This window comes from Cupriavidus sp. 96C5-1, from assembly GCF_057798855.1.
In genome coordinates, this window is record NZ_JBYOJU010000057.1 from 1 (window position 1) to 18,147 (window position 18,147).

An 18,147-nucleotide genomic window follows, 5' to 3' on the forward strand; every position below is an offset into this window, starting at 1 on the left:
CAGCGTGGATCCGGCCCGGCGCCTGCGCGTTGTGCCGGCGGCGATGCCGGCGGGACAGCGCGCAGGCCTGCCGGCTGGCTACTCGTTGACGGCCAGGTCGGTCTCGGGGACCTGGATCCGATTGTTGCCGCCGCTGCGGGCGCGCAACGCGGAATAGGTGACGCCGATCAGCAGCAGGGCGGAGAGCACCATGAACGCGCAGCTGATCGGGCGGTTCACGAAGACCATCATGTCGCCGCGGGAGAGCAGCAGGGAGCGCCGGAAGTTCTCTTCCACCATCGGGCCGAGGACGAAGCCGAGCAGGATGGGAGCGACCGAGAACTCGAGCCACATGAGCAGGGCGCCGATCACGCCGAAGGCCAGTACCTCCCAGATCTGGAACAGGCTGTTCTGCGTACTGAACACGCCGACCACGATGAAGAACATGGCGGAGGGGAACAGGTAGCGGTAGGGCACCTGCAGCAGTTTGACCCACACGCCGATCAGCGGGACGTTCAGTACGATCAGCAGGAGGTTGCCGATCCAGAAGCTGGCGATCAGGCCCCAGAAGATGTCCGGGTGATCGCTGATCAGCTGCGGGCCGGGGGCGATACCCTGGATCATCAGCGCGCCGAGGATCAGTGCCATCACCGCGTCGCCCGGGATGCCCAGGCTCATGGTGGGGATGAAGTCCACCTGGGTCTTCGAGTGGGCGGAGGCTTCCGGTCCGGCGACACCCGCGATCATGCCGGTGCCGAATTTTTCCGGGGTCTTGGAGATCTTGCGCTCCAGCGCATAGGCGACGAAGGTGGTGATGGTGGGGCCGGTGCCGGGCATCGCGCCGAACAGCGTACCCACGCCGGTGCCGCGGACCATGGGCCAGAACGCGGTCTTGAGCTCAGCCCAGGTGGGCCGCATGTCGCGGATCCGCAGCTTGGTCTTGCTCGTCACGACGGTCATGCGGTTGACGTTGAGCAGGAAGTCCGCCACGCCGAACAGGCCCATGGCGATGGCCACCAGTTCGAGGCCATCGCTCAGGTCGGGGATGTCCATGGCGAGGCGGAAGGTACCGCTGTTGACGTCGGTGCCGACCACGCCGCAGATCAGGCCGAACAGGGTCATGGCCACGCCTTTCAGCGGGGATCCGCGCGACATGGTGGAGCCTGCCAGCAGGCCCAGCAGCATGATGGAGAAGATCTCCGTGGGCCCGAACTTGAAGGAGATTTCCGTCAGGAGCGGCGAGGCGAAGATCATCACGATGATGCCCACCGACGCGGCGAAGAACGAGCAGATCATGGTGATGCCCAGGGCCGTGCCACCCTTGCCGGCCCGCGTCATCGGGTAGCCGTCCAGGCAGGTGACGGCATGCGGCGGGTGCGAAGGCAGGTTGAGCAGGATCGCGCCGATGGCGCCGCCGTATTGCGAGCCATAGAAGATACCGGCCAGCATCAGGATGGCGGGTACCGGGTGCATCGCGTAGGTCAGCGGCAGCAGGATGGAGATGGCCGACAGTGCGCCCATGCCGGGCAGCACGCCGATCAGGTTCCCCATCAGCACGCCGAAGAAGGACCACATCAGATTGGAACCCTGGAAGGCAACGCCAAAGCCGAACCAGAGATCATGCAGAGCATTCGCGGTCATGATACTTAGCCTCCCCACGCAAAGAGCGGCAACTGCAATTGCAGCGCCCACCAGAACACCACCGCGGCGACCACGCACATGGCCAGCGCCAGCACGGCGGCCTGCTTGACCGTGTTGCTCCGGTCGCCGAGCGCCGAGATGAACACGATGGCGAAGGTGGCGGGTATCAGGCCGCCGTACTTGCCGAGCAGAAGGAAGGCGAGGACGCCCAGGACGATGCAGACGCACCCGCGCAGGTCGGGCATGCCGTGGCCGTGGCCATGGCCAGCCGGCTGTGCCTTTGCGGGCTGTTCGTTGCGGGCCGAGACCGCGATCATGATGCCGACGAGCGCCAGCAGCACGCCCACGGCAACCGGGAAGAATCCGGGCCCCATGTGGCTAAGCGTGCCGGTGTGGTACTGCATGCCGGCGCCTGCCGTGGCGAGGCCGATCAGCGTCATCAGCGCACCGCCGTAATAGTCTTTCTTGAAGCGCGAGGGACTGCTCATTGCCGGTCCTCCGGCGCGCCCGGCAAGCGGGGCCGCACTGCGGTTGCATCACCTGGGAGGTGGCGCGTGCTGGTGTATGGATACATGGGATGTTTCTCCGTCTCCTGTTGTTCCGCGCTTGCTTTGATGCGATTTCGATCGCGGGCGCGAGCGGATGGCGAGACTCTATAAATGGCGTCTTCCAATCGGCTTTCCGTCTCCTTCCAAACTGCTTTCGAAAGCGCGATCTTGTAAGAAATATGTCGCGTATGGATGTAATCCCTAGGTGGGAAAATCAGCCGGAATGCGCTGGAAACAGGCTTAAGTGGCGCACTGCCCACGCGGCGGTATTTACATCACGTTGTGCTATATCTCGCCGGATGCAGTACATGCAGCGGCGTATTCGAATGCCCTTTGTTGCAGTCATTAAGACATAAAAGTTTAATAAACCGCAGCCACAATGCGGTTGCCGCCACGGGTGCGGTTCATGGCATGTCACGCATGGTCGCCCGCCGCCGGCGGAGGATTGCCTCATCCATTCCATAAGACAGAGAAAACCCAGTGAAGAAAGCTCTACTCGCAATGACCGCCGCGGCAGCCGCCGCGGCATCCGGCGCAGCGTTCGCCCAAACCTCGTCCGGCGTCACGCTGTACGGCATCGTCGACGCTGGCGTTGAAATCATCAACAACACGCCGGCCACGGGTTCCGCGGGCGGCACGGTGACGCGCCTGAACTCCGGCAACCTGTCCGGTTCGCGCTGGGGCCTGCGCGGCACGGAAGACCTGGGCGGCGGCCTGAAGGGCATCTTTGTGCTGGAAAGCGGCTTTGATCTGGACACCGGCACGTCCGGCCAGGGCAATCGCCTGTTTGGCCGCCAGTCGTATGTGGGGCTGCAGGGCAATTTCGGCGCCGTGACGCTGGGCCGCCAGCAGAACTCGCTGTATGACTTGTTCGGTGCTTACGACCCGATGGGCGTGGGCCCGCGCTACTCGCTCAACAGCGTCGATTCCCTGTTCAACGGCCGCGCCGACAATGCCATGAAGTACACCGGCAAGTTCGGTGGCCTGACTGCCACCGGCTTCTACAGCTTCGGGCGCGACGCTACCGTGGCCAACGGCGGCGAAGTGGCGGGCCAGAGCAAGGTGGGGCGCAACTTCGGCGCCGGCCTGTCCTATGCGGCTGGCGGCTTCTCGATCGGTGGCGCGTATGACCAGTTCCAGGGGGCTTCGGTCGCGCTGAAGGATCGCAGCGCCAAGCGCGTGGCAATCGGTACGGCCTATGCCTTTGGCGATGCCAAGGTGTTTGCCGGCTACCGCTGGCTGCGTGACGATGGCACGGCAAGCCTCACGGCCGCGACCACGCGCAGCAATGTGTACTGGGCCGGCGCGCAGTACAAGTTCACGCCCGCGTTCCAGCTGACCGGCGCGGCTTACTACAACGACGTCAAGAACAGCGACGCGGATCCGTGGATGTTCGTGCTGTCGGCGGACTACTCGCTGTCCAAGCGCACCGACGCCTACCTGAACGTTGGCTACGTGAAGAACAAGTCGCGCTCCACGCTGGGCCTGAACGGCAGCGGCACCGCACTGCCGGGCGAGAACCAGACCGGCGCCACCGTCGGCCTGCGCCACCGCTTCTAAGCGGCGGCGGGCGGCACAGCGCCATTGGCGCCATGCCGCCCGCTGGCTTCCACCCGCGGCGGCGCAAGCCGCCAGGAATCATATCGACCTTGCTTCGGCGCGAGGATCGTTTGGCCGGTCAATCGACCGGCCTTTTTTTTCCGCTTCGCTGGATCGGGTGATATGGTCGAAGCTCCGGTCGCCGTAGACGCGCTCCACCTTCGACACCACGACGTGATAGCCCGCATACCATTTGCGGTACTGGCGCTTCGCCTCCAGGTGCCGCGGGTGGCTGGCGAAGGTGCGCAAGGCTTCCTGATCCTGCCAGTAATAACTGGCGTTGCTCATGCTCCCGTCGGGCGAGCGCCAGGATTCGGCGCCCAGGAAACCGGGAACGCTGGCCGCCACCTCGTCGATGACGGCGCTCAAGCGCTTGAATTCCTCGTCGATCTCGCCTGGCTTGTAGATAAAGGCTGCGATGTACATTGCATGCTCTCCGTTGCGCATGTGGGGGGGGATGGTTTGCCGGCAGGCGGGATTCAGGCAGCGCCATGCAGATCCAGGGTCTAGGCAGCTCTTGGCATCGCAATCAGCCTGAGCGCAAGCAACACCAGCACCACCGCAAGCCCATAGGTCTGCACCGTGGCCGCGCGCGGGTTGCGCGACAGGAAGCGGCGCGCCGAGCCGCCGGCCGCGCCCAGCAAGGCATGGAAAACAACGCTGATCGCCGTCAGCACACAGCCCAGGATGACCAGTTGCCCGGCAACATTGCCTTTGCCCGGCTCCACGAACTGGGGCAGGAAGACCATGAAGAACAGCAGGGCCTTCGGGTTCAGCAGGCTGTTCAGCATGGAGCGCAGGAACACGGACTTCAGCGAAGCCTGCTGCGCCACCGCGCCGAGCGGCGAGCGCGGGCGGCGCAGGGCCTTGTAGGCCATCCAGAGCAGATACGCGGCGCCCGCGTAGCGGATCAGGTCGAAGGCCGGCGGCCACGCGGCGATCACGGCGGTGATGCCGGTGGCGGTCAGGCCGGTCAGGACCAGGTCGGCCGCGCCAATGCCCAGCGCGGCCGCGGCGCCACCGCCGAGCCCATAGCTGACGCCGTGCGCCATGACAAAGGCCATGTTCGGCCCGGGCGACAGCAGCAGCATCATGACGGCTGCCGAGAACACCAGCAAGGTAGCGAATGCGATCATGTCCAAAGCTCCTGGAATCCCTTTGCGTTGATGAGATCGGTAGCGTAGTCTTTGTTATTGATACAAACAAAAAATTGTTCTAGATACAAGGCGCAAGGAAACAGCATGGTTCCGGTACGGTACAAAGCCCTCATGGATGACATTGCCGATCGCATTCGCCGGGGCGAGCTCCCGCCGGGCACGCAGCTGCCGACCGTGCGCGCCCTGATGAAGCAGCACGGCATCGCCCTGGCAACCGCCTCGCGCGTGTACAAGGAGCTCGAATCGACCGGCCTCGTCGTCGGCGAGACCGGCCGGGGCACGTTCGTGCGCGACACCTCGCTGCCGCGCGGCCTGGGGATGGAGCAGCATCCCGTGCGATTCGGCGCCGTCGATCTCACCTTCAACTATCCGTCCTTGCCGGGGCAGGTCGACATGCTGCGGGACGGGCTGCGTACCATTGCCGCCTCGGGCGATCTCGACGCATTGCTGCATTCGGCGCCCCAGGGCGGACGGCCGCACGAGCGGCAGACCGCAGCCAGGCACCTGCGCAACCGGGGCATCCGGGTGGGCGGCGAACAGGTGCTGATCGTCAACGGCGCGCAGCAGGGGCTGGCCGTGACGGTGATGGGGCTGCTCCAGCCGGGAGACGTCCTGGCGGTGGATGCCCTGACCTATCCAGGCATGAAGATGCTGGCCCAGGCGCATCGCCTCGACCTGGAGCCGGTGCCGCACACCGCCACGGGCATGGACCTCGACGCGCTGGCCGCGCTCTGCAGGCGGCGCCCGGTGCGCGCGGTCTACGCCATGCCTACCATGCACAACCCGCTTGGCACGGTGATGCCCGAGGAAGACCGCTTGCGCCTGGCCGGGCTGGCCGAGCGGCACGATTTCCTGATCATCGAGGACGGCGCCTATGCTTTCCTGGCCGAGCCGGCACCCAGGCCGGTCTTTACCTGCGCACCCGGGCGCACCGTCTATGTGTCGGGCTTGTCGAAGAGCGTGGCTTCCGGCTTGCGCCTCGGCTTCGTCGTTGCGCCGCTTGCCATGGTGCCGGCGCTTGAGCGCGCTATCCGCGTGTCGACCTGGAACACACCGTCCCTGACCGTGGCGCTGGGCTGCCACTGGATCGAGGCCGGCCTGGTCGACGAGCTCGAGGACAGGAAGCGCAAGGACGCGCGGCAGCGCCAGAGCCTGGCGCGCCGCGTGCTGCGCGGGTGCGCCATCGCTGCGCACCGCTCGTCCTACTATCTCTGGCTTTCATTGCCCGAGGAGATGCGTGCCGATGGCGTTGCTGCCGGCCTGGGGCGCGAGGGCGTCCTGGTGACGACGGCGGAGCCGTTTGCCGCGACGCCCAACGTGCCGCACGCACTGCGGCTTGCCATTGGCTCCATCTCGCATGAAGCACTGGAGGAGGCGCTGACCAAGGTGCGCCGGGCGGTGGCCGGTTGACGCGATGCAGCAATCGCCGTCGCAACGGCGCCGGTCGGCCGTTTTCCGGACCGGTGCGCCCGCGCCTGCGTAGTTGTTCCCATTGTCTGCCCGCAGGCTTTCCATTAGGCTGGCCGTCCAGCTTCGAGCACTTCCGGCGCGCGCCCCCATGCCGCCGGTCACTGGAGATGCCCTGATGCCCGCTGTGCAGAGCCTGCCGCAAAACATGACGCGGACGACCAATATGACGTTCGATCAATGGCGCGAGGCCATCGATACGAGCTTCCTGCCGCTCGAATACTCCCGCCAGGGGCGTGGGCCGTTTCATTGCAAGGCGAGCTATGCGCGCTTCGGCGCATGCGCGGTGGCGGACATGGAGGTCGACGCGCATCGCGTGGCGCGCGAGCCCCGGCACGCGGCGGCATCCGATGCCGGTTTTTTCAAGATTTTCTGGCAGCTCAGCGGGCGGAGCCGGGTGGCGCAGCGCGGCAACGAGGCGTCGCTGGAGCCGGGCATGTGGTCGATCTACGATACCGCGCAGCCCTACAGCATCGAGATGGCGGATCGCTGCCGCGTGCTGGTGCTGCTGGTGCCGCAGGAGCGCGCCTTCGGCTGGCGGCAGGCGGCCGCCAGCCTGGGCGGACGGGCGCTGCGCGGGGAGGGCGCGGCGCGCATCGCGGTGTCGGCGCTGGGGGCGCTGCTGCACGATGCCTGCGCGGGCCATCTGCTGGACCAGCAAGGCCAGCTGGTGCTGCAGGATTCGATGGTTGCGCTGATGGAGACGGCGCTGCAGGGGGCGCACGCCCCGCCGCCGCCGGCGCTCGGGGACGGCACGGACGCCGTCATGGCGCGCCATCTGGGCGAGGCGCGCATCAACCGCATCGCCACCTTCGTCGACGCCCATTTGCACGATCCGGAACTATCGGCGCAAAGCCTGGCTGCGGTCCTGAACGTCTCGCGCCGCACGCTGTACAACCTGTTCCGCGAGTTCGGCCAGACGCCGCACGCCTATATCCTGTCGCGCCGGCTGCGGCAGGCAGCGCTGCGGCTGTCCGGTGGCGGGGAGGGCGGGCGCAGCATCACGGAGATTGCATTTGCGCTGGGTTTTGCGGATGCCGCGCATTTCAGCCGCGTGTTCCACGAGCGCTTCGGCATGAGTCCTTCGCAGTGGCGGCAGCAGCATGCGGGCGGGAGGGGCGTGGCCGTACGGCATTAGCGTCCGGATCGGGCATTCCAAACGGCGCGGGCGCATCCTGCCAGCGTCGTTTGACGCGCCGGGTTCCTCCCTTCACCCGCCAGCGCTGCTCAGCCTGAGCGAATTCCCATCGCTGCGAAAGACCAAGCCATGCTCCCGGCCGCGCGCTTGCGCCTCGGCAAGCCGGCCTTGCAGCACGATCGCCTGGACCTTCCCGTGGTCTGCCGAGCGGCCGCAGACCGGATCCGTGGCGGTGGCGTCGCCGGTCAGCAGGAAGGCCTGGCAGCGGCACCCGCCCTGGTCTTCCTCCTGCGAATCGCAGGATCGGCAGGGCTCGGGCATCCAGTGCGTACCGCGGAAACGCTGGAAGGCGTCGCTGTCGCGCCAGATCTGCCGCAGCGGCTCCTTGGTGACGTTCGGCAGGTCAAGTCCGGGCAGCATGCGCGCCGCGTGGCAGGGCAGCGCGACGCCGTCGGGGGCCACGCCCAGGAAGGTGGTGCCCCAGCCGTTCATGCATTTCTTGGGGCGCTCCTCGAAGTAGTCGGGCACCACGAACAGGATCTTGCACCGGTTGCCGATGCGCGCGCGGTATGCGTTCACGACGGCTTCGGCTTCGCGCAGCTGTTCGTGCGTGGGCATCAGCGCCTGGCGGTTTTCCCAGGCCCAGCCGTAGTATTGCGTGTTGGCCAGTTCCAGGTATTCCGCCCCCATCTCCAGCGCCATCTCGATGATGGCGCCGACGTGAGGCAGGTTGTGCCGGTGCAGCACGCAGTTCATCACCATCGGGTAGCCATGCGCCTTGATCAGGCGGGCTACCCGCTGCTTCAGGTTGAAGGTGCGGGTGCTGGAGAGAAAGTCGTTGAGTTCGCGGCTGGAGTCCTGGAACGATAGCTGGATATGGTCGAGTCCGGCGGTGCGCAAGGCGGCCAGCCGGTCGTCGGTGAGGCCGATGCCGGAGGTGATGAGGTTGGTGTAGAAGCCGAGCCCGTGGGCGTGTTCGACCAGGGCTTCCAGGTCCTTGCGCAGCAGCGGTTCGCCGCCGGACAGGCCGAGCTGCACGGCGCCCAGCGCGCGCGCCTGGGTGAAGACGTCGCGCCACTGGGCGGTGTCGAGCTCGGCGTCGTGCCGGGCATAGTCCACCGGGTTGGAGCAGAAGGCGCAATGAAGCGGGCAGCGGTAGGTGAGTTCCGCCAGCAGCCATAGCGGCGGTCCGGGCGGCGCTGGCGATGCGGGCGGCTCAGACCAGCCAGCCGCGTTCTGTGGCATGTTTGACAAAGGCGTGTACCTCCGGTGCGATGCCCTGCACGCCGAAGGCGGACTGCAGGTCGTCGATCAGCATGTCGAGCGTATGGCTGCCGTCGCAGCGTTGCAGGATGGCGGCCGCGCTGTCGTTGAGCGTGACCATGCCTTCCGGATACAGCAGGATCCAGCTCTGCTGGGCGTCTTCCCACTGCAGGCGGAAGGTCCGGTGCAGCGTTGGCTTGGCCAGGTCGGTTTCGGTCGGGCTCATGGGTGGGCTAGTTGGATGGCGTCGAGCATCGACCACAGGATGTCGAGCTTGAATTGCAGGATGTCCAGCGCGCGTTGCTGCTGCTCCGGCGTGCGGAAGTATTCGAGCGTCACGCGCAGGCCGTGATCGACATCGCGCTGCGCGAGTGGAATGCGGGAGCGGAAATAATCCAGGCCCTGCGCTTCGATCCAGGGGTAGTGACCGGGCCAGCCGGCCAGGCGCTCCTTGTGGATCTGCGGGGCGAACATCTCCGTCAGGGAGGAGCAAACCGCCTCCTGCCAGGGCGCGCGCCGCGCGAAATTCACATAGGCGTCGACGGCAAAGCGCACACCGGGCAGCACATGGCGGTGCGACCATAGCGCTTCGCGCGTGAGCCCCACCGCGACGCCCAGGCGCAGCCAGGCTTCGATGCCGCCTTCCTGGGTCTCGGTGCCGTCATGGTCCAGGATGCGCACGACCCATTCGCGGCGCGTTGCGCGGTCGGGGCAGTTGGAAAGGACGGCGGCGTCCTTGAGCGGGATGCTGGTCTGGTAGTAGAAGCGGTTGGCCACCCAGGCGCGAATCTGCTCCGGCGTGCATTGCCCGGACGCCATGCGCAGGTTGAACGGGTGGTGGATATGGTATCCGGTCTCCTTCGCGCGCAGGCGCGCTTCGAACTCGGCGGTGCTCCAGGCCGTGGCTTGTGTCATAGCGTGATTTCCATGCCGTCGTATGCCACCTCGATGCCGTGGTCCGCCAGCAGGCTGCGCTGCGGCGAGTCTTCCACCAGGATCGGGTTGGTGTTGTTGATGTGGATCAGGATCTTGCGGGCCGCGGGCAGGCGGTCGAGCGTCTCGATCATGCCGCCGGGGCCGGACAGTGCGAGGTGCCCCATGTCGGCGGCGCTCTTGGCGGAGAAGCCGAGCTGTTGCATTTCATCGCCGCGCCAGAAGGTGCCATCCACCAGCACCACGTCGGCGCGTTGCAGTTCGTCGAGCACATGCGGTTCGATGCGGCCCAGGCCGGGGGCGTAGAAGGCGCGCCGGCCGGTGCCGAGATCGACGATGCGCAGGCCGATATTGTCGCCGCGCTGCGGCGCGTGGCGATGGGGGGAATAGGGCGGCGCCTTGCTCTCCAGCGGCACCGGGGTCAGCATCACGCTATAGAGCGGCGGCACCGTGAAGGGCGTGTCGTCCAGTCCCAGCGTGTGCGTGTCCAGTCCGCAGTAATGCGACAGCATGCGCGTGAGGGGAAACGCCGTGCCGAGATCCTGCAGTACCGCCGCGGTGGCGTAGACCGGCAGCGCCTGCCGGTGCTCGCGCAGCATCAGGAGGCCGGTGACGTGATCGATCTGCGCATCCATCAGCACCACGCCGGCAATGCCCGTGTCGCGCGGACGGCGCGCTGGCTGCAGCGCCGGCGCGTGGCGCAACTGGTCGAGGATGTCGGGCGAGGCGTTGACCAGCACCCAGTCCTGTCCTTCGTCGCTCAAGGCGATCGACGACTGCGTGCGCGGCGTGGCGCGCAGCGTGCCATTGCGTACGCCATCGCAATTCTGGCAGTTGCAGTTCCACTGGGGAAAGCCGCCGCCGGCGGCCGAGCCCAGAACCCGGAGTATTGTCATGGCGCGGTATCGATGTGTTGGTGACTGAGTCAAAGCCAAAGGGCAGGGTGCAATGCGCAAGGCATGAGCAAAAAGCCCGCCAGCCAGAAAAAAAAGCCCGCCGGGGCGGGCCTTGCCGGGTCGGCACGGACAGCCTGACGTGCTCAGCGGTTGGCGATGTACATGGTGATCTCGAAACCCAGGCGCAGTTCCTTGTAGGCGGGAGTGGTCCAGTTCATGTCTCTTCCTTTGGGTGGCATAGTTAGTGAATGCATCATCGGTTCTTCTTGCGGCGATGGCCGCGTCCTATCCGAGGCAACATCCATGCCCGCAACACCGCCGTCCTCCTCCTGCTTCTTTCTCCGTACGCGGGATGGCCAGCGCCTGCACGTGCGGCAGGCCGGTCCCGCCACGGGCGAGGCGTGGCTGGTGCTGCACGGCGGCCCGGGCAGCGGCTGCAACCCGTCGATGGCGGCGTGGTTCGATCCGCTGCGGCATCGCGCCGTGATGCCGGACCAGCGCGGCGCGGGCCGCTCGCGGCCCGCCGGGACGCTGCGCCGGAATACGGTGGGCGCGCTGCTGGCGGACCTGGAACAACTGCGCGAGGCGCTCGGCATCCAGCGCTGGGGCGTGGTGGGCGGGTCCTGGGGGGCGGCGCTGGCGCTGGCTTATGCCGCGCGTTTTCCCGAGGCGGTGGCGGCCCTGGTCCTGCGAGGGACCTTTCTGACCGGCCGGGACGACATCCATCGGCTTTTTTCACCGCGCCGCGGCGGCTCTGCCATGCTGCGGCGCGTCATGGCGCAGGGCGAGCGTGTGCCCGATGCCCGGGCCCGCCTGCTTACTGTCTCCCGTTTGTTGCAAAGTGGTACGACTGTGCCAAAACTGGACACTGCCGGACAGTGGCAGCACAGCGAACGGCGTCTGCTGGGGCTCGGGCGGACGCGGCCGGGCCGGCGGCAGCCCTGGCGCGAGCGCATGGCGATGCTGGATAAATACCGGATCCAGGCGCACTACCTGCGCCGCCGCGCCGGGCTGGGCAAGCCGGCGCTGCTGGCGGCGGCAGTGCAGATCGGCAAGCGGGACGTGCCGGTGACATTGCTGCACGGCCGCGCCGATGCGGTCTGCCGGCCGGCCAATGCGCTGCGTTTGCAGGCGGCCATGCCACGGGCGCGGCTGGTCTTGGTACCCGGCGGGCACTTGCCCGCCGGCGCCATGGCCGAGGCCCTGCGCGGCGCCATCCTCGCCTCGGGGTGGCAGCGGTGACGGACCCGGGCCGCCGCGGCTTCATGGGTGCCCTGCTGGCGACGGCGCTCGGCGGCGCCGGCCCGGCTGCCGCCGCGGGCCGCGTGGTGCTGGCCAGGCTGCAGCCGGATGTCTATGTGGCCCGTGCAGCCAATGCCGAGGTGGCGCGCGCCAACGCGGGAGAAGTGGTGCCGACGCTGGTCCACGCGACCGGCAGGGGTGTGCTGGTGGTCGACCCGGGCCCGCACCTGGGCTGGGGCAGCGGCCTGCTGGCCGCAATCCGGGCCGCGACGCCCGAGCCGGTGCGCTGGGTGGTCAACACCCATGCGCACCCGGAGAACGTGCTTGCCAACGCAGCCTTCGCGCGCTTGCGGCCGCGCCCCGTGTTCCTGGCGTCGGCCGCCACCGCCAGCCTGATGCGGCAGCGCTGCGAGGCGTGCCTGGCCAGGCTGTCGGCGCAACTGGGACCGGCCGCCATGCGCGGCACGCAGATCGTGCTGCCTGAGCCCGGCTTGCGGCATGGCGAGCGGCTGGACACCGGCGGCACCGCATGGGAGGTGCAGGTTCACGCGGCCGCGCACAGCGCATCCGATACCGTGCTGTATGCGCCGCGGCGGCGGCTGCTATGCGTGGGCGGCCTGGCCTATCGCGACCGCGTTCCGGAGATGCAGGAGGCTTCGCTGCAAGGCTGGCGGCGCGCGTTGCGTGCGCTTTCGGCGCTGCCGGCCGATATCGTGGTCGGGACCGCGGCAGGCACGCCGGCGCAGACGCTGGCGCCGACGCTGGCTTATCTCGATACGCTGGCCGGCGGCATCGCCGCCGCGCTGGAGACGGGCGGCGATGCCGCCCGGATGCTGGCTCCGGCGGCAGGCGAGCCTTACCGCCGCTGGCGCCACTTCGCATCGCGCCACCCGCTGAATGTGCAGCACGCCTGGCGCGAGCTGGAGGACCTGTGGATGCACGGCGAACCGCTGGCCTGAGCGCCGCGCAGCGGGCCCTAGCTTTCCTGCTGCGGCAGCGCGCTGGCTTCGTCCATCTTCCGGTAGACCGTATTGCGCGAGATGCCCAGCGCCTTGGCCGCCGCGGAAATATTGCCGTGGTGCGCCTTGACCGCGGCGATGATGGCCAGCGCCTCGACGTCGGCCAGACGGGTAGGCTGGGCGCGCGGCGCTGCATCCGCGATGCGGGCCGTCTCCGGCGGCGAATCCGGGGCCGCCATCGCGCCGGGCGCGGCATTGGTGGCCTGGCGTGCCTGCCGGTCTTCCAGGAAGTCGTCGGGCAGGTGGTCCTCGGTGATCTCGGGCTCGCCTTCGGCCATCAGCCGGGCGGTGCGCAACAGGTTGCCGAGCTGGCGGATATTGCCGGGCCAGTGATAGCTGCGGAACATCGCCATCACCGACTCCCTGATGCGCGGCACGCCGGCTTCCTGGCCCTCGCGCAGCAGTTTGTTGGCCACCACGTCGAGATCGCTGCGCTCGCGCAATGCCGGCAGCCGCACCACGAGGCCGTTGAGGCGATAGTAAAGATCTTCCCGGAACAGGCCGTTGGCCACCTGCTCGCGCATATTGCGATTGGTGGCGCAGACCACGGAAACGTCGACATGGATCACCTTGCTGCTGCCCAGCGGCGTGACCGCGCGCTCCTGCAGCGCACGCAGCATGCGCGCCTGCAGGTGCAGCGGCATGTCCCCGATTTCGTCGAGGAAGAGGGTGCCGCCGTTGGCCAGCAGCATCTTGCCGATGCCGCCCTTCTTGCGGGCACCGGTAAAGGCGCCTTCTTCATAGCCGAACAGCTCGGATTCGATCAGCGTCTCGGGAATCGAAGCACAGTTGACGGCGATGAACGGCCCGGCATGGCGCGGGCTGTCGGCATGAATGGCGCGCGCCAGCAATTCCTTGCCGGTGCCGGTTTCCCCCAGCACCATGACGGGAATATCCTTGCCGATCACCTTGCGCAGCTTGGTGATGACGGACTTGATCTGGGCGTCGCCGGTATCGAGATCGTCCAGGCCGGCGGGCCGCTGGACCGGGGCCGCGGCGGGACGGCGGGCCTGGGAAGGGGATTCGGGCACGCCGTACGCTTCCCGCGCCTGGGCGTTGCCGTTGTCGATGGCGCTGCCCGCCACGGATGCGGCGGACGCCTTCCACTCGATGCGCGCGCTGACCTTGACGCCGCTGGGCAGCGGCAGGCGCACGACGCCGCCGGGCGCCCTGCGCTCGGCATCGAACAGTTGCGACATCGACAGGCCGAACAGCGACGAGAAGGTGTGCGCGTGCAGCGCGCCGACCGATAGCCCAAGCTGGAACTGGGCGCTGCGGTTGGCGGACAGGAAGCGGCCGCCCGGCGTAAAGGAGGCAATGCCCTCCACCAGGGTGCCGATGAATTCCGCGCGCGAGTGGAAGCGCACGCACACCATGTCCTGGAAGGCATTGGCGAACAGCTGGTTCTCGATCATCTGCGCTGACATCCGCACCAGCGCCATGGTGTGCTTGTGGAACCCGCGCTGGTCGCCCGTCACGTCCAGCGCGCCGACCGTCTTGCCGTAGGCGTCGAGAATGGGCATGCAAGAGCAGGTGAGGAAACGGTTGGCCTCCAGGAAGTGCTCCGCGCCATGTACCAGCGTGGCCTTGTTTTCGGCCAGCGCGGTGCCGATGGCGTTGGTGCCGCGGCTGGCTTCCGACCACAGCGCCCCGGGTTGCAGGGCCACCTTGTTGGCCCTGGCCAGGAAATCGTCGTCGCCCAGCGAATGCAGGATCAGGCCGGCCGCATCCGTCAGGATCACCATGCTCTGCGTGTTGACGATCTGGTCATAGAGCGTCTCCATCACCGGCAGCGCGTAGGCGAACAGCGACTGGCTGCGCTCTATCTGGGTTTTCAGCTCACTCTGCAGTACCGGGCAGAAATCCGGCGACTCGTAGGGGCGCAAGCCATATGACTCGGAACGCTGGTGGGCCTGGGCGATCAGGTCCGGCCGGTCTCCCTCCGCCGGGATGCCCGGGGGGGCCGGCATGGCGCCGGGCACATGCAGGCCGGAAGCCGCTTGAAAAGTCATTTCTCTGTCTCCTGTGGATGTCGCCCGCGGTCTGCGCGCGGGTCGTTCCGGGTTCTGGCGTGATCGACATCGCCCCGGAAGTGTTGCGTCATGAAGCAAAACGCTTGCCAGGTTGTTGCATTCCAGGGCACTCGCAGCCGGATGCTGCACTGCACACAACCCGTTTGCGGCGGGCAGGCCCCGTTTATGGCCGGCTTTGCGCTTGGTATGGCTTTTGCGGAAGTCCTCTCCAAAAGATAGTTCAACGACTAACAACTGGAGGTGACACCGATGAAAACAACACGCCGCATGCTTGCCCTGCTCTCTGTCTGCACGCTTCTGGCCGGAGCAATACCCGGGATCGCGTCGGCCCACGGCGACGTCACGCCGCAGGCCGTGGACACCAAGACACTACCGCAACTCGGCGAAGAATGGCGTCCGGACAATCCATACCGCGCCGGCGATGCGCAACCGGAGGCCCTGCGTATCGGTAGTTCGGCCTACAACCAGAACTGCGCGCGCTGCCATGGACTGGAAGCCGTATCGGGCGGCATTGCGCCGGACCTGCGCAAGCTCGACGGCGATTGCACGTCGCTGGCCGACGCCAAGAAGAAGCAGGCCTGCATGGGCGAGATCTCGCAATACTTCACTACCACCGTGCGCAAGGGACGCACCCGCGACGGCCGCGTCTACATGCCGCCGTTCGAAGGCGTGCTGAGCCAGGAAGCGGTCTGGGCCATCAAGACCTATCTCGAATCCCGCCGCGAGTGAGGACCGAGGGGCTGTCTGCCGCAAGTGTGCGTTGCGCCGGGCCTGCACCGCGTTGCCGGCCCGGCTCGCAAATAGAACAAAGACCAAGGAGACTTCCCATGCGCGCCTGCCCAGTCCGGGGTGCCGTTCCCACCGTGCCGGTTCCGTCCGTCCCGCCCGCTTCCCGCCGCCTGGCCGCCACCCTGCTGGCGCTCGCCGCGCTATGCTGCGCACAGCCGTCGCTGGCGGATATGGCCAAGATCCGCCAGAGCGGCACGCTGAAGGTCGCGGTCTACAAGAGCCTGCCGCCGTTCTCCACCGCGCCGGGCAGTCCGCTGCCCGGCATCGACGTGGCGCTGGCCAAGGCCCTGAGCAAGCAGATGGGGCTGTCCGTGTCGCTGCTGCCATTCGATGCCGACGAGAATATGTCGGACGACCTGCGCAATATGGTCTGGCGTGGCCACTACCTGGGCTACGGGCCGGCGGACGTGATGCTGCATGTGCCGGTCGACCGCGCGTTCATGCGCGAGAACGACAAGACGCTGATCTTCGCGCCTTATCACCGCGAGACGTTCGTGCTGGTACACGACCGGGAGCGTATTGCAGAGGTCCGCCAGCTAGGGGACCTGGCCGGCCAGCCGACCGGCGCGGAGGCGGGTTCGGCCGGTGCCAATGCCCTGTTGTCGGGGGCCCAGGGCGCGCTGCGCGACAAGGTGAAGATCTATCCCGGGCCGGACGAGACCCTGCACGCCCTGTTCGCGGGCGAGATTGCCGCGGCCCTGGTTACACGCTCGCAATACGAAAGCGCGCTCAAGGCGGCTGGCCAGTCCGCGGCGCGCTTTGCCACGGTGGACCTGGTCTCGCCGCTGTTGCCTCCGCATGGTTGGGCTATCGGTATGGCGGTCAAGGCCGATGAGCGCGAATTGGCGGAGTCGTTGCAGAATGCGTTGGATGCGATCCGGGGGAGCGGGGAGTTGCAGCGGATTTTTGCGCAATACGGGGTGGTGTTGCAGGCGCCGTGAGGTTTTTTCTTGACGGGTATGTCGGGGTCCATAGGGACCCGATTTGGGTTTGCAGGGGCCTGCCAGCGGCACAGCGCTCAAGGCGCATGGGCAACTACGCACACCCCGGCCAACCCTCAGTGTGCGCAATATCTGCGCATCATCCCATGTGCGCAAGCACGATCAGCGTAAGCGTCACGACGATCGCGCCGCCGATGCGCGTGGCGATCTGCGCGAATGGCATCAGCGTCATCCGGTTGGCCGCCGTCAGGATCGCGACGTCGCCGGTTCCGCCCTGGCCGCTGTGGCATGCGTTCACGATCGCCGTATCGATCGGGTGCATCTTCAGCATGCGCGCAACCACGAAGCCCGTGCCCATCAGCGTGGCCACGGTCGCGACGATCGTCACGATGTTGGCGAGCGTGAACGCGGCGATCAGCTTGTCCCACGGTGTCATCGCCACGCCGATCGCGAACAGCAGAGGATAGGTCACCGCCGTCGAAAAGAACTTGTAGACCACGAAGGCGCCTTCCTGCAGCGGTGGAGACACGGCGCGCGTGATCTTGACCAGCACCGCGAGGAACAGCATGGCGACCGGCGCCGGCAGCCCGAACAGGTTGCGGCACATCAGCCCGAGCAGGTACAACGTAATGGCCGTGATCCCCGCCGCCGCGATATGGGTGACGTCGATATGCCCGCGAATCTCCTCCTGGACCGGGTCCATTTCGTCCTCTTCGCCGATTTGCAGGCGCCCTTCGCCGGTGAGGTGCGGAAAACGCTTGCCAAGCTTGTCGAGCACGCCGGACAGGATGATCGCGGTGAGGCTGCCGAGCATCACGGGCGGCAGCACTTGCGCGAACAGTTCGCCCTGAGGCAGATGGAGGATCTCCGAGTACCCGATCGACAGCGGGATCGCACCCTCGCCGACACCGCCCGCCATGATCGGCACCACGATGTAGAAGAACGTATGGTGCGCGCCGAGCCCGAGCGCCGTGCCCACCGCCGTCCCGACGATGCCGGCTGCGATCGAGCCGACCGCGAGTGGAATGAAGATCTTGATGAAGCCCTGTATCAGCACTCTCCGGTCCATGCTGAGAATGCTGCCGACGATGATCGACGCGATGAACAGATACAGGAAGTTGGTCGATTTGGTAAATTCCGTCGTGAGGCTCAGGATCGGCTTGGGCAGCAGGTGATAGTAGGTCAGCGCCGACGGAATGAAGGTCGCGAAGATTGCAGCGGCACCGATATTGCGGATGATCGGCAGGCGTTTTCCGATTTCCGCGCAGGTGAAGCCAAAGAAGGCGAGCACGGCGATCGCCATCGAGATCTCGCCGGGGACCTTACCCGTGACTGCGAAGCCCGCAATCAGCGCGAGCAGGGTCACGTAGACCGGCAGTGGGATGATGCCGATGCGGAATTCCATCAGCTTCCACCAGCCTTCGGGCCAGAAGCGGGGCTTGACCACGGGCTGCTGCGCCTCGGCGGGCGGCAAAGTATGTGAGGTGGTGTGCACGAAGTGT

At 66.9% G+C, this 18,147-nt stretch carries 18 protein-coding genes; 7 read left to right on the top strand and 11 right to left on the bottom strand.

Annotated elements, in window-relative coordinates; all coding sequences use genetic code 11:
* Nucleotides 1–78 precede the first annotated feature (78 nt).
* Both AC3FOF_RS38955 and AC3FOF_RS38960 read right to left on the bottom strand, forming a co-directional pair.
* Entirely contained in the window at nt 79–1,620 is a 1,542-nt protein-coding gene (locus tag AC3FOF_RS38955) for a tripartite tricarboxylate transporter permease (protein ID WP_017225464.1), read from the bottom strand.
* A 5-nt stretch (nt 1,621–1,625) separates the two neighbouring features.
* Nucleotides 1,626–2,108 carry a tripartite tricarboxylate transporter TctB family protein gene (locus AC3FOF_RS38960; protein WP_276263392.1) on the bottom strand — a complete coding sequence of 161 codons (483 nt, stop codon included), beginning with the start codon at nt 2,106–2,108 and terminating at the stop codon, nt 1,626–1,628.
* A gap of 540 nt (nt 2,109–2,648) precedes the next feature.
* On the opposite strand from AC3FOF_RS38960, the gene AC3FOF_RS38965 reads away from it, so the two are divergent.
* Entirely contained in the window at nt 2,649–3,728 is a 1,080-nt protein-coding gene (locus AC3FOF_RS38965) for a porin (RefSeq protein ID WP_276267123.1), read from the top strand.
* Between the two features lie 78 nt (nt 3,729–3,806).
* Here the strand turns inward: AC3FOF_RS38965 and AC3FOF_RS38970 are convergent, their stop codons facing one another.
* Both AC3FOF_RS38970 and AC3FOF_RS38975 read right to left on the bottom strand, forming a co-directional pair.
* Nucleotides 3,807–4,193 (bottom strand): antibiotic biosynthesis monooxygenase family protein, encoded by a 387-nt coding sequence (locus tag AC3FOF_RS38970; protein WP_276267124.1) that lies wholly within the window; start codon nt 4,191–4,193, stop codon nt 3,807–3,809.
* Between the two features lie 80 nt (nt 4,194–4,273).
* Nucleotides 4,274–4,903 carry a LysE family translocator gene (locus AC3FOF_RS38975; protein ID WP_017225862.1) on the bottom strand — a complete coding sequence of 210 codons (630 nt, stop codon included), beginning with the start codon at nt 4,901–4,903 and terminating at the stop codon, nt 4,274–4,276.
* Nucleotides 4,904–5,008: 105 nt separating this feature from the next.
* Here AC3FOF_RS38975 and AC3FOF_RS38980 point away from each other — a divergent pair, with 105 nt between their 5' ends.
* Both AC3FOF_RS38980 and AC3FOF_RS38985 read left to right on the top strand, forming a co-directional pair.
* Nucleotides 5,009–6,334: an aminotransferase-like domain-containing protein gene (locus AC3FOF_RS38980; protein WP_035809465.1), complete on the top strand. Its 1,326-nt coding sequence runs from the start codon at nt 5,009–5,011 to the stop codon at nt 6,332–6,334.
* Nucleotides 6,335–6,509: 175 nt separating this feature from the next.
* Entirely contained in the window at nt 6,510–7,529 is a 1,020-nt protein-coding gene (locus tag AC3FOF_RS38985; RefSeq protein WP_488729658.1) for a helix-turn-helix domain-containing protein, read from the top strand.
* A gap of 72 nt (nt 7,530–7,601) precedes the next feature.
* On the opposite strand, the gene pqqE is transcribed toward AC3FOF_RS38985, so the two are convergent.
* The 5 genes from pqqE to pqqA form a co-directional block, all read right to left on the bottom strand.
* Nucleotides 7,602–8,774, bottom strand: coding sequence for a pyrroloquinoline quinone biosynthesis protein PqqE (gene pqqE / locus AC3FOF_RS38990; protein WP_017224090.1), 1,173 nt, complete (start codon nt 8,772–8,774; stop codon nt 7,602–7,604).
* A complete protein-coding gene (pqqD, locus tag AC3FOF_RS38995; RefSeq protein WP_017224091.1) occupies nt 8,746–9,018 on the bottom strand; it encodes a pyrroloquinoline quinone biosynthesis peptide chaperone PqqD in 273 nt (90 codons plus the stop codon). The genes pqqE and pqqD overlap by 29 nt, the downstream gene beginning before the upstream one ends.
* Nucleotides 9,015–9,707 (bottom strand): pyrroloquinoline-quinone synthase PqqC, encoded by a 693-nt coding sequence (gene pqqC / locus AC3FOF_RS39000; RefSeq protein ID WP_017224092.1) that lies wholly within the window; start codon nt 9,705–9,707, stop codon nt 9,015–9,017. Before pqqC ends, pqqD begins: the two co-directional genes overlap by 4 nt.
* Nucleotides 9,704–10,621 carry a pyrroloquinoline quinone biosynthesis protein PqqB gene (gene pqqB, locus AC3FOF_RS39005; protein ID WP_017224093.1) on the bottom strand — a complete coding sequence of 306 codons (918 nt, stop codon included), beginning with the start codon at nt 10,619–10,621 and terminating at the stop codon, nt 9,704–9,706. The genes pqqC and pqqB overlap by 4 nt, the downstream gene beginning before the upstream one ends.
* A 143-nt stretch (nt 10,622–10,764) precedes the next feature.
* Nucleotides 10,765–10,839 carry a pyrroloquinoline quinone precursor peptide PqqA gene (gene pqqA / locus AC3FOF_RS39010; RefSeq protein WP_006161450.1) on the bottom strand — a complete coding sequence of 25 codons (75 nt, stop codon included), beginning with the start codon at nt 10,837–10,839 and terminating at the stop codon, nt 10,765–10,767.
* Nucleotides 10,840–10,924: 85 nt separating this feature from the next.
* Here pqqA and AC3FOF_RS39015 point away from each other — a divergent pair, with 85 nt between their 5' ends.
* Nucleotides 10,925–11,863 carry an alpha/beta fold hydrolase gene (locus AC3FOF_RS39015; RefSeq protein WP_488729659.1) on the top strand — a complete coding sequence of 313 codons (939 nt, stop codon included), beginning with the start codon at nt 10,925–10,927 and terminating at the stop codon, nt 11,861–11,863.
* Nucleotides 11,864–11,886: 23 nt separating this feature from the next.
* The gene (locus AC3FOF_RS39020) at nt 11,887–12,822 is read left to right on the top strand and encodes an MBL fold metallo-hydrolase (RefSeq protein ID WP_488729660.1); all 936 of its coding nucleotides are present in this window, start codon (nt 11,887–11,889) and stop codon (nt 12,820–12,822) included.
* Between the two features lie 17 nt (nt 12,823–12,839).
* Here the strand turns inward: AC3FOF_RS39020 and AC3FOF_RS39025 are convergent, their stop codons facing one another.
* Nucleotides 12,840–14,894: a sigma-54-dependent Fis family transcriptional regulator gene (locus AC3FOF_RS39025; RefSeq protein WP_430869482.1), complete on the bottom strand. Its 2,055-nt coding sequence runs from the start codon at nt 14,892–14,894 to the stop codon at nt 12,840–12,842.
* 270 nt (nt 14,895–15,164) lie between these two features.
* On the opposite strand from AC3FOF_RS39025, the gene pedF reads away from it, so the two are divergent.
* Both pedF and AC3FOF_RS39035 read left to right on the top strand, forming a co-directional pair.
* A complete protein-coding gene (gene pedF, locus AC3FOF_RS39030) occupies nt 15,165–15,644 on the top strand; it encodes a cytochrome c-550 PedF (protein WP_488729661.1) in 480 nt (159 codons plus the stop codon).
* Between the two features lie 98 nt (nt 15,645–15,742).
* Nucleotides 15,743–16,645 carry a substrate-binding periplasmic protein gene (locus AC3FOF_RS39035; protein ID WP_488729662.1) on the top strand — a complete coding sequence of 301 codons (903 nt, stop codon included), beginning with the start codon at nt 15,743–15,745 and terminating at the stop codon, nt 16,643–16,645.
* Nucleotides 16,646–16,784: 139 nt separating this feature from the next.
* Here the strand turns inward: AC3FOF_RS39035 and AC3FOF_RS39040 are convergent, their stop codons facing one another.
* A complete protein-coding gene (locus AC3FOF_RS39040) occupies nt 16,785–18,140 on the bottom strand; it encodes a 2-hydroxycarboxylate transporter family protein (RefSeq protein ID WP_035813473.1) in 1,356 nt (451 codons plus the stop codon).
* Between the last annotated feature and the right edge of the window lie 7 nt (nt 18,141–18,147).